The organism is Rhizobium sp. BK512 (assembly GCF_014194915.1).
Classification (GTDB): domain Bacteria; phylum Pseudomonadota; class Alphaproteobacteria; order Rhizobiales; family Rhizobiaceae; genus Rhizobium.
In genome coordinates, this window is the sequence record NZ_JACIAS010000002.1 from 301,437 (window position 1) to 314,617 (window position 13,181).

Consider the following 13,181-nt stretch of genomic DNA (forward strand, 5'->3'; position numbering starts at 1 on the left):
CCGTGCCGGCAGGCGGGTCCCGGATATCCTCGCATCCAGCCGGAAACCATTAAGGCACTTCGCAGTTAGGAATACTCGGCCTGATCCCGGGGGATGAGGCGACTGCGGGGAAGGATGGAGATCGGCGATCTCGGGCTCATGGCGGGAAAGCATCTGCTCATTGTCGAGAGCGGCGATCTGGTCGCCGACGAAGTGCGGCTTGCGCTGACGCAGGCCGGCGTCGTCATCGTTGGGCCTGCCGCCTCCGTCGAAATCGGCCTTGCGCTGCTCGACATCGTCAGGATCGATGGCGCCATCCTGGATATACGCATCGAAGGCGAAACCGCATTCCCGCTCGCCGAGCGTCTGCAGGACGCAAGAATATCTTTTGTTTTCGCGATGTTTCATGCCGATGCGGATATTGCACCAGAATATGGCGGCTACCGGCTCAACGAGAGCCCCGCCGCACTTGCCGAGATCGGCGAGGCTCTCTTTGCGCCGCGCGCAAACGGCGGCTGAAATCCGGCCTGGCTCGCAGCGGCATCCCATTGTGCGGTAGCGTACAAAGTGGCCCGCTGGCGGAACGAACAGCAGGTTGCCCCCTTTCTCCAGAATAAGAGCCCGCGGGTTCACATCCGGGGCCAGGGAGCCAGGACATGCAAGATTCCCACGAAATGCTTCAACAAGAGATGGTCGCCCATATTCCGGCGCTGAGAGCATTTGCCCGCACCTTTTACCGATCGTCCGGGGATGCCGACGATCTCGTACAGGAAACGCTCGTCAGGGCGCTTGGCAGCATCGGCCAGTTCAAGCAGGGCACCAAGATGAAATCCTGGCTGTTCACGATCATGCGCAACGCCTTCTGCACGCGCTTTCGCCTCAGGCAGCGCGAGACGCTGGGCTCGGAAGAATGCGCCTCCTCGCAAGGCAGCGTGCCGGCCGACCAGGAATGGCACCTGCGCGGCCACGAACTGGAGGCTGCCTGCGGACACCTGCCGGAGCCTTATCGCGCCGCCTTCGCCTTCGTCTTCGTGGACGGGCGCTCCTATGAAGAAGCCGCGGACCATTTCCATTGCCCGATCGGCACTATCAAGAGCCGGGTGAACCGCGCCCGCCGACGCATTGCGCATGATATCGGCTATTATCAATAGGCCTGATTATCGCCGGCCTGGACTTTCGCGAGAGCCTGCGGCTGTCTGAGTTCGCCGATCAGCCGGCGATATTCCTGCTCGGCGCGGCCGTAGGAATCGCCGGCGAACTCCTCGAGACCCGTCCGGTCGCGGACGGTAACCAAGCTGCGCTCCGACCAGATCAGCTGCCTGCCTTCCAGATCATGCAGGGCGGTGGTTATGCTGGCGCGCCTGACGGACAGCATGAGAGCCAGGAATTCGTGCGTGAGGCCGATGTGGTCGCCGTCGATACGGTCATGGCACATCAGTATCCAGCGCGCCAACCGCGCCTCGATGGAATGATTGGCGTTGGCAAGCGAAGTGAAAGCCGCCTGTACTATGAATGTCTGGACATAACGGTTCAGGAGCCTGCGCAGAGATGGCACGGCCCTCAGGGCCTCCTGCAGCGGCTCTACGGCGATGCGCGAGCCATGGCCTTCCACCTGCACGAAAATGTCGAAGGTCGCGTGGGTGCTGTCGAGGATCGGCGCCAGCGGCACGATACCTTCGCGCCCGACGATGCCGACCTCGCTTGATCGTTCGGCCACCGATCGCGCGACGATCGACGCGATGCCTTCCTCGATGAAATAACAATGTTTCAGCTGATGGCCCGAGGTCGAAAGCGCATAGCCACGCGGCAGGGCAAGCGGTTCCAGGTAAGGGGTGAGATGCCGTGTCGCCTCCTCGTCCATTCTTCCGCGCAATATATTATCGCCGGCTGCATAGATGGCCCTGTCCATGATCTTCCCCTTCGTCGTGCACCAGACTCGATACGACGGCCGAAGTTCCCGATTAGCGCCGATTTTCGCAGGAGTTGTGTCGGCAGTCGAGCTCCATGCAGCCTATGCGCACCGATGTTTCAGGCCTGTCACCAAATGGTGATCTTTCCTGGAATGCCGGGGCGGGAACTTTATTCGGGTCGCCGTGTTGGGCGCGAACGATCGATCCGGGGCAGCGCCGCTATTCACATGTCAGACTGGACCACACCCCTTTACATCCGGCTTCCGGACCAGGAGAGCCTTATCACCGTTCGCGGGACGGGCCATGCGGCAGCGCTTCTTGCCGACAAATGGCCTGTCACCCACGGCCCGGCCTTCGAGCACGCGCTGGCCTCCTTCGCGGCGGTCTCGGAAGGCCATCTCTTGCCCGACGAGGCGCGGGAAGCCTTCGTCGAAGCGGCGGATGCTGCCGGCGTCGGCTGGCTGAACTATGACGAGGCCTGATATCACGTGTCGCGACGCAAGCGTTGTGGCAAGAGCAGGGCTGCCGAGACGAAGAGGAAGCCAAAAGCCTTCAGCGCCGCCACCACCATATGACCGATTTCCCAGCGATGACGTACCGCTTCGAAATCCGCCGGCAGCGGCCCGGCCGCCCAGAGCGCCAGGACGGCATTCATGGGGGCAACGAGGATGAACCACGCCGCAAGCGCGGCAATGAAAAGAGCCGCCCCGACGAGAGCGAGTGCGACGGACGGCCGCCTGCCGTGCAGAAGGAAGGCAAGCAGGACGGTACAGACAATCGCCGCGAGATCGACCGGCGCACCGACGACGGCGAAATACTCGAACTGGCCGTTGAAGACAGTTGTTTCCCGCCAGAGCTCGGGCGACCAGATGGCGAGCCGCGGGCCTGCCTCAAGAACGTGGGCGTAGGACGGGCCGAGGCTGAGGGCGGCGAGAAAGAGCGTCGCAACGCCGAGACCGGGGATGAACCGTTCCGCACCGCGTGCGCGTGTGCGAGCTTGCTGTCGAGATTCATGTAAGCGCATGGACGACCAGCCCGAGCAGGACGCAGCCGGCGAGGCCGGCGATGAAGATCACGCGCCTCGTTTTCGTGCGCAGGATGATTTCTCCGCCCCGCGCATCCTCGGCGGAAAAGATTCTCGCCTTGGCACCGTCATCGACAGATCCGGATTCTTTCGCTGTCATGGTCATGCCTTTCCTTTCCCGACATTTGCCGAACATCCGAGCCAGCAGCAGGTTCCCGTCCGCCGCGTCCATCCGTCGCCCGGGCCGGAACTGCGGCGCCGATTGACTTGTTCCCGCGAAGGATTAAGCTTTGAGGCATCGCAACCACCATCCGCGCGAATGCCAGCGGAGGGTGCGAGTGGCGGGGCAACCTTGAGGAGGATGAGGTTTGCCGTGGATTACCGTGTTATTCTGCTGATCTGTGCATCCGTGATTGCCCTTTCGCCCGGCAGCGCCGGGGCGCAGGAGGGCGATGCGACAGCGGGTGCCGTTGTTTTCAAGAAATGCGCGACCTGTCATATCGTCGATTCCGATACGAACAAGGTCGGCCCGTCGCTCAACAAATTGTTCGGCCGACCGGCCGGAACGCATCCCAATTTCGCCTATTCGCCTTCGATGAAGGCCGCCGGTGAGGGCGGTCTCGTCTGGGACGAGGCGACCCTGCGCGACTACCTGCACAATCCGAAAGCAAAGGTGAAGGGCACGAAAATGGCCTTCGTCGGCGTCAAGGACGACCAGGAGATCACCAATCTCATCGCTTATCTCAAGCAATATTCCCAGTGACGGATCATAATCCAAATGCCGGGTGGTGGCTGACGGCACATGCCTAAATTGCCGTAATTGCAGATATTTTCCAGTTATGCGATAATAAATACGGACTTTTGCGGAATACGGTTTCACGGTCGACTGCTCAGGGAGGAGCGGAAATGGCTGTTGTGCTGATCCTTGTCCTTGTTGTCGTCGGCTCCGTGCTGTTCCATGTGCTGAGCCCGTGGTGGTGGACGCCGATTGCGTCCAACTGGAGCTATATCGACAGCACCCTCGTCATCACCTTCTGGATCACCGGCATCGTCTTCGTCGCGGTGATTTCCTTCATGGCCTATTGCGTCTTCCGCTTCCGGCACAAGCCGGGCAACCGGGCGCATTACGAGCCCGAGAACCGCAGGCTGGAAGTGCTGCTTGCCTCGGGAACGGCTGTCGGGGTCGCCGCCATGCTGGCGCCCGGCCTGATCGTCTGGAAACAGTTCATCACCGTGCCGCCCGATGCCGCATCGGTGGAAGTGGTCAGCCAGCAATGGCTGTGGAGCTTCCGCCTGCCTGGCGCGGACGGGAAGCTCGGGCGCGCCGAGACGCGTGACGTGACCCCCGAAAACCCGCTCGGCCTCGACAAGAACGATGCAAGCGGCCTCGACGACGTCATCATCGAGGGCGGCGAGCTGCATCTGCCCATCGGCAAGCCGGTGCACATATTGCTGCGCTCGGTCGATGTGCTCCACGATTTCTATGTGCCGGAATTCCGCGCCAAGATGGACATGATCCCCGGCATGGTCACCTATTTCTGGCTCACGCCGACGCGCACGGGAACCTTCGAGATTCTCTGTGCCGAACTCTGCGGCGTCGGCCATCCGCAGATGCGCGGAACCGTCATCGTCGACAGTGACGCGGACTACCAGACCTGGCTTGGTCAGCAGCAGACATTCACCCAGCTTACCGCATCGTCGGGAGAACCGCCGCCATCAAACTGAGGCGGCGGATGACGGCCGGGGGCCGCATCGGGAAAGGAAGGGAAGAGAGATCATGGTCGAGATTCCATCCGGCAGCATCCCATCCGCCGAAGTCGAGGATGTCGAGCTTTATCATCCGCACAGCTGGTGGACGAAATATGTGTTCAGCCAGGATGCGAAGATCATCGCCGTGCAATATTCGGTGACCGCCATCTCGATCGGCATGGTGGCGCTGGTGCTCTCCTGGCTGATGCGGATCCAGCTCGCCTTTCCCGGCGCTCTCTCCTTCATCGATGCCGATCATTATTACCAGTTCATCACCATGCACGGCATGATCATGGTGATCTATCTGCTCACTGCGCTCTTCCTCGGCGGCTTCGGCAATTACCTCATTCCGCTGATGGTCGGCGCGCGCGACATGGTATTTCCCTACGCGAACATGCTGAGCTACTGGATCTATCTGCTTGCGGTGCTGATCCTGGTCGCCGGTTTCTTCGCACCCGGCGGCCCGACGGGGGCGGGCTGGACGCTTTATCCGCCGCAATCCGTCCTGTCGGGCACGCCCGGCGGCAAGGACTGGGGCATCCTCTTGATGCTCAGCTCGCTGATCGTCTTCATCATCGGCTTCACCATGGGCGGCCTGAACTATGTGGTGACGGTGCTGCAGGGGCGGGCACGCGGCATGACGCTGATGCGCATGCCGCTCACCGTCTGGGGCATCTTCACCGCGACGGTGATGGCGCTCCTGGCCTTTCCGGCCCTCTTCGTCGCCTGCGTGATGATGATGTTCGACCGCGTGCTCGGCACCAGCTTCTTCATGCCCGCCATCGTCGAGATGGGCGAGCAGCTGAAACATGGCGGCGGAAGCCCGATCCTGTTCCAGCACCTGTTCTGGTTCTTCGGGCATCCGGAGGTCTATATCGTCGCGCTGCCGGCCTTCGGCATCGTTTCGGACCTGATCAGCACGCATGCGCGCAAGAACATCTTCGGCTACCGCATGATGGTCTGGGCGATCGTCATCATCGGAGCCTTGAGCTTCGTCGTCTGGGCGCACCACATGTATGTCAGCGGCATGAACCCGGCCTTCGGCTTCTTCTTCGCCACCACGACGCTGATCATCGCCGTTCCGACGGCGATCAAGGTGTATAACTGGGTGCTGACGCTCTGGCGCGGCGACATCCACCTGACGCTGCCGATGCTCTTTGCGCTCGCCTTCATCGTCACCTTCGTCAATGGCGGCCTGACGGGCCTTTTCCTCGGCAATGTCGTCGTCGACGTACCGCTGTCGGATACGATGTTCGTCGTCGCGCATTTCCACATGGTCATGGGTGTTGCGCCGATCCTCGTCATCTTCGGGGCGATCTATCATTGGTATCCGAAAGTGACGGGACGCATGCTGGACGAGACGCTCGGCCGGATCCATTTCTGGATCACCTTCCTCGGCACCTATGCGATCTTCTTCCCGATGCATTATCTCGGCCTGCTCGGCGTGCCGCGCCGCTATTTCGAGATGGGGGAGACGGCCTTCGTTCCGCCCTCGGCCCATACGCTGAACGTCTTCATAACGGTGATGGCGCTGATCGTCGGGGCGGCACAGATCGTCTTCCTGTTCAACCTGGTCTGGAGCCTTTTCCGGGGCAGGGAGGCGGGCGGCAATCCGTGGCGGGCGACGACGCTCGAATGGCAGACGCCGCAGACCCCGCCGGCGCATGGCAACTGGGGCAAGGAACTGCCTGTCGTCTACCGCTGGGCCTATGATTACAGCGTGCCGGGAGCGGCGGAGGATTTCATTCCGCAGAACGTGCCGGCAAGCGGCGGCGTCACACGGGAGGTTCCGGCATGAACGTCATGCTGATCTTCCTTGCCGCGGTAGCCGCCATCATCATCTGGTGGCTTTCCGGGCAGCGGCTGACCTCGAAGCCATGGCTCGAAACGGGGTCTGTGCAGCTGCCGGCGCATGACGATACCGGCCGGCAGCAGTCACCGGTGCCGGCGGTCAAGCTCGGCCTCTTCGTGTTCCTCGGCGTCGTCGGCGCGCTCTTCAGCCTTGCCGTCAGCGCCTATTTCATGCGCATGGCGTCGTCCGACTGGTGGGGAATGCCGGTTCCGCGGCTGCTTTGGATCAATACCGCAGCGCTCGCGCTCAGCAGTGCGGCGCTCCAATGGGCCAGACGCGAAGCGCAGCATGGGCGCATGGAAAGCCTGCGGCCGGCGCTCGTGACCGGGCTTGCGCTTGCCGTCTTCTTTCTGATCGGGCAGATCCAGGCTTGGCGGGAGCTGACCGCCGCCGGCTATGTGCTGACCGACAATCCCGCCAACAGCTTCTTCTACATGCTGACCGGCCTGCACGGCCTGCATATTCTCGGCGGGCTTGCCGTGCTCGCACATACGACGGTCAGAGCATTTTCGGCAAATGTTCAACCCGACAGGCTGCAGCTCAGCGTCGATCTCTCGGCCATCTATTCGCATTTCATGCTCACCGTCTGGCTTTTGCTTTTCGCGCTCTTTGCCGGCTGGGCGAATGACTTCGTCGATCTCTGCCGCACATTGCTTAACTAGAACCAGGGGCTGCTCAGGAGGCGCAGATGGCACAGACTATCGGGACACACGACGAAACAAGCCTCAGGCCAGCAGGCCTGCGCGGCGTCGCGGCCGATTTCAGCTCGGACCAGCGCGCCTTCAAGACCGCCTCCTGGGGCAAGGCGATGATGTGGATCTTTCTGCTCAGCGATACTTTCGTCTTCGGCTGTTTCCTGATCGCCTATATGACCGCCCGCATGTCGACGCCGGTCCCGTGGCCCAATCCAAGCGAGGTCTTCGCGCTGCATATCGGCGGCCAGGACGTGCCGCTGATCCTGATCGCGATCATGACTTTCGTGCTGATCTCGAGCAGCGGCACCATGGCGATGGCGGTCAATTTCGGCTACCGCCGCGAACGCGGGAGGACGGCGGCGCTGATGCTGCTGACGGCGCTTCTCGGGGCAACCTTCGTCAGCATGCAGGCCTTCGAATGGACGAAGCTGATCACCGAAGGTGTGCGCCCCTGGGAAAACCCATGGGGGGCGGCGCAGTTCGGATCGACCTTCTTCATGATTACGGGCTTTCACGGCACCCATGTCACCATCGGCGTCATCTTCCTCCTCATCATTGCCCGCAAGGTCTGGCGGGGCGATTTCGATGTGGAGCGGCGCGGTTTCTTCACCAGCCGGAAAGGTCGCTACGAGGCCGTCGAGATCATGGGCCTCTACTGGCACTTCGTCGACCTGGTCTGGGTCTTCATCTTCGCGTTTTTCTATCTGTGGTGAGGTCGTCATGAGCGAGACAACGGCACATGCGCAAAGCCCGACGGTACAGGCACAGGAACACGGACAGCAGCACCCGATCCGGCTCTATCTGGTGGTCTGGGGCCTGCTTTTCGTGCTCAGCGCCTTTTCCTACATGGTCGATTATCTCGGCATCCAGGGCCATCTCAGGTGGACGCTGATCCTGCTCTTCATGATGCTGAAGGCGGGGCTCATCGTCGCCGTCTTCATGCACATGGCCTGGGAACGGCTGGCGCTGGTCTATGCCATCCTGCTGCCACCGCTGCTGGTGCTTGTCTTCGTGGCGCTGATGGTTTCGGAAGCGGACTATACGATCTTCACCCGGCTCGCCTTCTTTGGCGCCGGGCAGTAGGGGCCCGGGAAAGGGAAACGCAGAAAGTTTCAATGCGTTTGTTTTTCCTTCCGGGGCGCTCGCGGGCTGGCTTGCAGGCCGTGATTCCGGCCCTGCGGAGCGACCCCGAGGAATATTTTTGCGTCCTGTTTTTTGTGTGGAACTCTCTGCCACCTCATGCGTTTGGCAGCATCTTTATGGAGCGATCGGGAGGAGATCATGCAACCGAAGATCGGAACGGATGCGCCTGCGGACCGCTGGATCGGTGCCGTGGAGCTTGCGATCGTGCAGAAGGCTTTCGACAGGCTTTGCGCGGAACGCGGCTTGTCGCGCGACTGCACGGAGGCACGTGAACTCGCGCGTGTGACAATCGACCTTTACCGGCAGGGTGCCGACAGCGAATACAAGCTGCACACCTCGCTGTCAGGCTCCGATTTCAAGACACCGGCCCTGTGAGCGGCCGATGAGCAATGTCGTGACATTCCCGCGCCGGAACCTCAGGTCGCACCACCCATACTATGTCGGCTCGGCGAGGCAGGTGGAAGGGCGGATCGCGATATTGGAGACAATCGCGAAGATCACCGTGCGCGACAGCGCGTTCACGCCCTATGAACAGGCGGCCCTGCTGGCAAAGCTGAGGACCGCCATCCGCGCGGAATGCGTCGCGCACAAGCTGTCGCCCGACGAGCAGTTCGAAACGATGCGTTATGCCGAGCGTCTTCTCGACGATATCCTCGACAGCATCCACGACTGAGGCATCTGCCGTCACGTTTTCTTGTTCCGCCGCCGCCCTACAGGCACCATGCCGCAGTTGCGGAGCAGCATCTGCTCATGCCAACATCCGGCCATGCTGATCCGACCTGCCAGAGCGGAAGACCGCAGCGCTATATGGACGATCCTGGAACCTGTCATCCGGGCAGGCGAAACTTATACGCTCGACCGCGACATGAGCGAGGCCGATGCGCTCGACTACTGGCTCGACCCCGGCAAGGAAACCTTCGTCGCCGATGACGGCGGCAGCATTATCGGCACCTATTACATCAGGGCCAATCAGGCGGGCGGCGGCAACCATGTCTGTAACTGCGGATATATGACGGCACCCGCGGCGGCGGGGCAGGGTGTGGCGCGCATCATGCACCAGCATTCGCTTGCCCATGCACGCCAGCGCGGCTTCCGGGCCATGCAGTTCAATTTCGTCGTCAGTTCCAACGAGCGGGCAGTACGGCTGTGGCAGTCGCTCGACTTTCAGGTGGTCGGCCGGCTGCCCGGGGCGTTCCGGCATCCGACCCTTGGCTTTGTCGACGCGCTCGTCATGTACCGGGATCTTTGACGAGGGGCGCGCTTTACACGTCAGCCTTTGATCAGGGAAGCGTGCGCCTGCCGCGCCGCGACGCGTTGCGCCCGACAAACGCGGCGATCGCCACGAAGAGCACTGCAGTGCCGAGATTCCAGCCGAGCACCATTATCGTTGCGTCCAGCGGATGAAACATGGCGAGCGCCGAGGATGTGATACCCGAGACGGCGAGGCTGCCAATGAGCGCGACGGAGACCGGCCGCAGGAAGGCGACATAGCGCAGCATGATCAGCATCAACAATGTGAGCGGAATGCTGGTGACCACTAGCGTCAGCAGGCAGCTGGACGCGGCTTCCACGGTAACGGCGCCCGGCGGCAGCGCCACCCAGCCGGCAAAACACTGATAGCCGATATTGGCCATCCAGAGGACGAGGGTCGGGAGTGGCAGCAGCATCCACCGGCGCGATTTATCAGGAAGGCTGACCATGAAGGTGGCGATGGCGGCGAGAATACCCGTGGCGAGCGATGACAGCATGCCCGTCAGGAAGATGATATCGGTCATGCGCTCGGCAAATTGCGGCCGCAGGCCATGGATCATGGTCAGGATGCCCATCAGCACGAAAGCGAGTGCAAGCCAGAGGGCGGCGCGCAGCAGAGGCGGCCGCAGCCGTTTCACCGGGCTGACATTGTCCGCGAGAGAACGGATGAGATCGGCGGTTTCCATTACGGCTCACCACGATCAAGCAGGATCTTGCGCAGGCTTTTCAGCGCCCGGTGCGTCGCGACCTTCAGCGACGTGATCGACATTCCGCTTTCGCTCGCAGCCTCCTTCAGCGACATTTCCTTCAGTTTCAGCATGTTGATCGCCTGCTGCTGGGCCGGCGGCAGGTCGCTGATTGCGCCTTCGAGATGAATCCGGTTGGCAGCTTCCTCGATATTGTCGCTGGTGGCAACAGCGTCATGTTCGCTCGACAGCGGAAATTCATGGGCGCGCTGGCGGCCCTGCCGGCGCAGCCGGTCGAAGGCGCGGCGGTTGGCGATGCCGACGAGCCAGGGGGCGAAGGGCCGCGTTGGATCATAGGTTTCGCGGATCGAATGGAGGGTCAGCAGGATATCCTGAACCGTATCCTCGACGTCTCTCGGATCGCGATGATAGCGCACCGCCAGCGAGCGCAGATAGGGCGTGATCTCCTGCAGCAGGCGAAGATAGGCGGCGCCATCACCATCCTGGGCACGGGCCATCAGGATCGTCCAGTCGAGATCGCGGTGGCGTGTGCTCCTGATGTCGGAGCCCGCCGGCCGGGAGGAGACGAGTTTCAGCCGGTCGCCGCGCTCCTCGCTCATGCAGGTGCGCGCCTTTCGCGCGGGCGGTCAAACAGGCGCGACACGAGATAGTCGAGCGACAGAGGTCCGGGGCCGAGCGTCACGACTGCGAGCGCAAGGGCTGCCCAGTAGAGGTGAAAATTCACCCAACCGTCCGGAAAGACCAGCTGGATCACTCCGGTCATGATCAGGAGCGCAAGGCCGACGAGGCGCGTGGCGAGACCGGCTAGCAGCAGGACCGGCAGCACGATCTCCGCACAGCCGACGAGAAAGGCGACCGTATCGGGGGCTGGGAACCCATAGAGATTGCCAAGGATGTGCAGCTTGAACTGCTCCTCGAAGAGGAATTGTGTGCCGATCGAGAGCTGCAGGAAGCCGTCCCAGCGGGTCAGTCCCGAACGCAGGAAGGGCAGGGCAAGCGCGATGCGCACGACCGGCGGGGCGACGGCGATGCCGATCAGGCCGACGATGTCGAGAAGCCGCAGGTAAAGTGCTGTCGGCGTAAAGCTCTTGTCAGTCATGCGCTGCCGTTCCCGGATGTGATGGCAAAAGTGGTGAAGGCGCTGGCCGCCATCAGGCCGGAAAGGCATGCCGGCAGATCGAAACGGGGGCTGTCGCCCAGCGCCTGTTTCATGGCGTCGATCATCGTCCGTCCCTTGCCGAGAGCGGTGATGAAAACGGCGGCGCCCGGCGGCAGCGCGCGCGCTTCGACATCTGGACCGGGGCGAAGGAGCAGTGTGTCTTCGCCGCCTGCCGATATATCCACCTCCGCCGGCTCGCCATTGGCGATGTTCATCTGCCAGATCGTCAGCGCAGGGAAGGAGGAGCGCACGATGCGTAGCGACGGATGCAGCGTCACGCGCATATATGGCAGGTCGCCCGCCCTGATCCGCGTGAAGGCGGCGCTCTCGATCGGTTCGGCCTCGGCTGCATGATAGGCCTCGACCCAGGCCCGCTCGATGCGCGCCACATCGGCAAGGTAGGGCAGACTTGCAGCCGGTTCGAAGGTTTCGATGAAATCGGCAAAGCCGCAGCCATAGTCGAGCATGATCGGCGAGGCCGGCGGATCGAGCGCCACATAGATGCGTCCCATGGCGAGGAAGAATTCCTCGCCGACGATGCGCGCCACGGCCGGAAACGCATCCTTCAACGTTGCCGTCAGGCCGGCGACCACATTGTTGCGATAGACGTTGAAGCGCTTCAGGCTGGGCCGGCCGTCTGGCCCGACCAGACCTTCGGGCAGGGGCTGCGCGGGGTCCAGAAGGGCAGCGGCAAAATCATGCTGGCGTTTGGCGGTCGAAGGTGTCGACGGCATCATCAGGTCCCCCGTGTGACGACATTGCGCCAGAACCGGCGCAGGTTATCGAGACCGCCGGCGGTGGAGCTCCAGAGCGTGGCGTCGGCGATGAGGAGATCGCCGCCGAAAAGGCCGGGACGGGATTGCAGCATCGCATCGAAAGTGGAGCGGCCATCCCGCGTGAAGCGATGCGAGGGAGCATCAGGATCTATCTTCTGGCAGGCGATCACATCGAGCTTGTCAACCGCTTCGCGGAGCCGCTCGAAATGCGGCAAATGCGGATGAAGGTTGAAGCTCGTCACGCCCGCAAGCAGCCCATGTCGGTCGAGATCATGCTCGACTGCAATCGGGCTCGGCGATCCATCCGGTTCGCTTGCCGGGTGGAGGCCGAAGCGGTTTTCGACGGGCAGACCGAGGCCGGAGAGAAGCGAGCGGGCAAAGCCGCCGAAGCGCTGCTGCGGCGGAATGGTGCGGTCGCCATGATGCAGGAAGTGTTCCGTCTGGATTTCGGTGCGGTCAGCCGCCGCTGCATCTTCGACATTGCCGATATCGTGATGCGGACAGATGAAGAGCATGTTGCCGGGCTTCGAAAGAAAGGTTGTGACCGCCTCGATCTCGCTGCTGTCGGCCCGCTGGCCTGTGCGCTGGGAATCGAAGGAAATGACGATGACCGTGTCGGCACTTTCGAGAATCCGGGCGTCGAGCCTGACGGTCACGCCTTCCTCGCCGCCGCGTTGCATTTCCAGCACTGCATGGCCGGTCTCGGCCTCTGCCTGCTCGACGAAGGCCTCGAAATTCCTGCGCAGGATTTCGTCGAGAAAGCCGGCGATGCCCTGGTCGAAACGCTCGGGGTCGGCCAGCTCCTCATAGTGCGGATAGAGGATACGGCGGCTTTCGAAGAGGGCCGGGAAGCGGTTTTCGATAATGCCCAAGGGCGCTTCGATTTCCCGCGAGCGATCCCAGGCGTAGTAGACAGCAACTCGGTGGCCGGTCATG

The 13,181-nt window shown here is 62.3% G+C and carries 20 protein-coding genes; 12 read left to right on the plus strand and 8 right to left on the minus strand.

Annotated elements, in window-relative coordinates; genetic code table 11:
• Nucleotides 1–114 precede the first annotated feature (114 nt).
• Together FHX06_RS07355 and FHX06_RS07360 are read left to right on the plus strand one after the other, a co-directional pair.
• Nucleotides 115–498, plus strand: a complete 384-nt coding sequence (locus FHX06_RS07355) for a response regulator (protein WP_112968356.1) — start codon at nt 115–117, stop codon at nt 496–498.
• A gap of 137 nt (nt 499–635) precedes the next feature.
• Nucleotides 636–1,130, plus strand: a complete 495-nt coding sequence (locus tag FHX06_RS07360) for a sigma-70 family RNA polymerase sigma factor (protein ID WP_112968355.1) — start codon at nt 636–638, stop codon at nt 1,128–1,130.
• Here FHX06_RS07360 and FHX06_RS07365 read toward each other — a convergent pair.
• Nucleotides 1,124–1,888 (minus strand): Crp/Fnr family transcriptional regulator, encoded by a 765-nt coding sequence (locus FHX06_RS07365; RefSeq protein WP_113147464.1) that lies wholly within the window; start codon nt 1,886–1,888, stop codon nt 1,124–1,126. The two genes, FHX06_RS07360 and FHX06_RS07365, sit on opposite strands and share 7 nt — an antisense overlap.
• A 228-nt stretch (nt 1,889–2,116) precedes the next feature.
• On the opposite strand from FHX06_RS07365, the gene FHX06_RS07370 reads away from it, so the two are divergent.
• Entirely contained in the window at nt 2,117–2,371 is a 255-nt protein-coding gene (locus FHX06_RS07370) for a DUF982 domain-containing protein (RefSeq protein ID WP_112547581.1), read from the plus strand.
• A 2-nt stretch (nt 2,372–2,373) separates the two neighbouring features.
• Here FHX06_RS07370 and FHX06_RS07375 read toward each other — a convergent pair whose 3' ends face one another.
• Both FHX06_RS07375 and FHX06_RS07380 read right to left on the minus strand, forming a co-directional pair.
• The gene (locus FHX06_RS07375; RefSeq protein ID WP_246715512.1) at nt 2,374–2,913 is read right to left on the minus strand and encodes a DUF1772 domain-containing protein; all 540 of its coding nucleotides are present in this window, start codon (nt 2,911–2,913) and stop codon (nt 2,374–2,376) included.
• Complete coding sequence (locus tag FHX06_RS07380; protein WP_183846113.1) at nt 2,900–3,073, minus strand: hypothetical protein; 174 nt, start codon at nt 3,071–3,073, stop codon at nt 2,900–2,902. Before FHX06_RS07380 ends, FHX06_RS07375 begins: the two co-directional genes overlap by 14 nt.
• Before the next feature lie 213 nt (nt 3,074–3,286).
• Between FHX06_RS07380 and FHX06_RS07385 the strand changes: the two genes are divergently transcribed.
• From FHX06_RS07385 to FHX06_RS07425, 9 genes are all read left to right on the plus strand, one after another.
• Nucleotides 3,287–3,676: a c-type cytochrome gene (locus FHX06_RS07385; RefSeq protein ID WP_183846112.1), complete on the plus strand. Its 390-nt coding sequence runs from the start codon at nt 3,287–3,289 to the stop codon at nt 3,674–3,676.
• A 143-nt stretch (nt 3,677–3,819) separates the two neighbouring features.
• Nucleotides 3,820–4,638 carry a cytochrome c oxidase subunit II gene (locus tag FHX06_RS07390; RefSeq protein ID WP_112968352.1) on the plus strand — a complete coding sequence of 273 codons (819 nt, stop codon included), beginning with the start codon at nt 3,820–3,822 and terminating at the stop codon, nt 4,636–4,638.
• 52 nt (nt 4,639–4,690) lie between these two features.
• A complete protein-coding gene (gene ctaD / locus FHX06_RS07395; protein WP_113202447.1) occupies nt 4,691–6,460 on the plus strand; it encodes a cytochrome c oxidase subunit I in 1,770 nt (589 codons plus the stop codon).
• Nucleotides 6,457–7,176 (plus strand): cytochrome c oxidase subunit 3, encoded by a 720-nt coding sequence (locus FHX06_RS07400; protein WP_113211608.1) that lies wholly within the window; start codon nt 6,457–6,459, stop codon nt 7,174–7,176. The genes ctaD and FHX06_RS07400 overlap by 4 nt, the downstream gene beginning before the upstream one ends.
• A 26-nt stretch (nt 7,177–7,202) precedes the next feature.
• The gene (locus FHX06_RS07405; RefSeq protein ID WP_113209271.1) at nt 7,203–7,922 is read left to right on the plus strand and encodes a heme-copper oxidase subunit III family protein; all 720 of its coding nucleotides are present in this window, start codon (nt 7,203–7,205) and stop codon (nt 7,920–7,922) included.
• Between the two features lie 7 nt (nt 7,923–7,929).
• Nucleotides 7,930–8,292 carry a cytochrome C oxidase subunit IV family protein gene (locus FHX06_RS07410; protein WP_112968348.1) on the plus strand — a complete coding sequence of 121 codons (363 nt, stop codon included), beginning with the start codon at nt 7,930–7,932 and terminating at the stop codon, nt 8,290–8,292.
• A 198-nt stretch (nt 8,293–8,490) separates the two neighbouring features.
• Nucleotides 8,491–8,727, plus strand: coding sequence for a hypothetical protein (locus FHX06_RS07415; protein ID WP_112547573.1), 237 nt, complete (start codon nt 8,491–8,493; stop codon nt 8,725–8,727).
• Nucleotides 8,728–8,734: 7 nt separating this feature from the next.
• Entirely contained in the window at nt 8,735–9,025 is a 291-nt protein-coding gene (locus FHX06_RS07420; RefSeq protein ID WP_112547572.1) for a hypothetical protein, read from the plus strand.
• 93 nt (nt 9,026–9,118) lie between these two features.
• Nucleotides 9,119–9,601 carry a GNAT family N-acetyltransferase gene (locus FHX06_RS07425; RefSeq protein ID WP_113015685.1) on the plus strand — a complete coding sequence of 161 codons (483 nt, stop codon included), beginning with the start codon at nt 9,119–9,121 and terminating at the stop codon, nt 9,599–9,601.
• A 31-nt stretch (nt 9,602–9,632) separates the two neighbouring features.
• Here the strand turns inward: FHX06_RS07425 and FHX06_RS07430 are convergent, their stop codons facing one another.
• Genes FHX06_RS07430 through FHX06_RS07450 form a run of 5 tightly spaced genes read right to left on the minus strand, consistent with a single transcriptional unit; the run spans nt 9,633 to nt 13,180 of the window.
• Nucleotides 9,633–10,289 (minus strand): NrsF family protein, encoded by a 657-nt coding sequence (locus tag FHX06_RS07430; protein ID WP_113211609.1) that lies wholly within the window; start codon nt 10,287–10,289, stop codon nt 9,633–9,635.
• Nucleotides 10,289–10,909: a sigma-70 family RNA polymerase sigma factor gene (locus FHX06_RS07435; RefSeq protein WP_112547569.1), complete on the minus strand. Its 621-nt coding sequence runs from the start codon at nt 10,907–10,909 to the stop codon at nt 10,289–10,291. Before FHX06_RS07435 ends, FHX06_RS07430 begins: the two co-directional genes overlap by 1 nt.
• Entirely contained in the window at nt 10,906–11,409 is a 504-nt protein-coding gene (locus FHX06_RS07440; protein WP_113211610.1) for a DoxX family protein, read from the minus strand. Before FHX06_RS07440 ends, FHX06_RS07435 begins: the two co-directional genes overlap by 4 nt.
• Complete coding sequence (locus tag FHX06_RS07445; RefSeq protein WP_246715513.1) at nt 11,406–12,206, minus strand: DUF2063 domain-containing protein; 801 nt, start codon at nt 12,204–12,206, stop codon at nt 11,406–11,408. Before FHX06_RS07445 ends, FHX06_RS07440 begins: the two co-directional genes overlap by 4 nt.
• Nucleotides 12,206–13,180, minus strand: a complete 975-nt coding sequence (locus FHX06_RS07450; RefSeq protein ID WP_113211611.1) for a hypothetical protein — start codon at nt 13,178–13,180, stop codon at nt 12,206–12,208. The genes FHX06_RS07445 and FHX06_RS07450 overlap by 1 nt, the downstream gene beginning before the upstream one ends.
• Nucleotide 13,181: the final 1 nt, after the last annotated feature.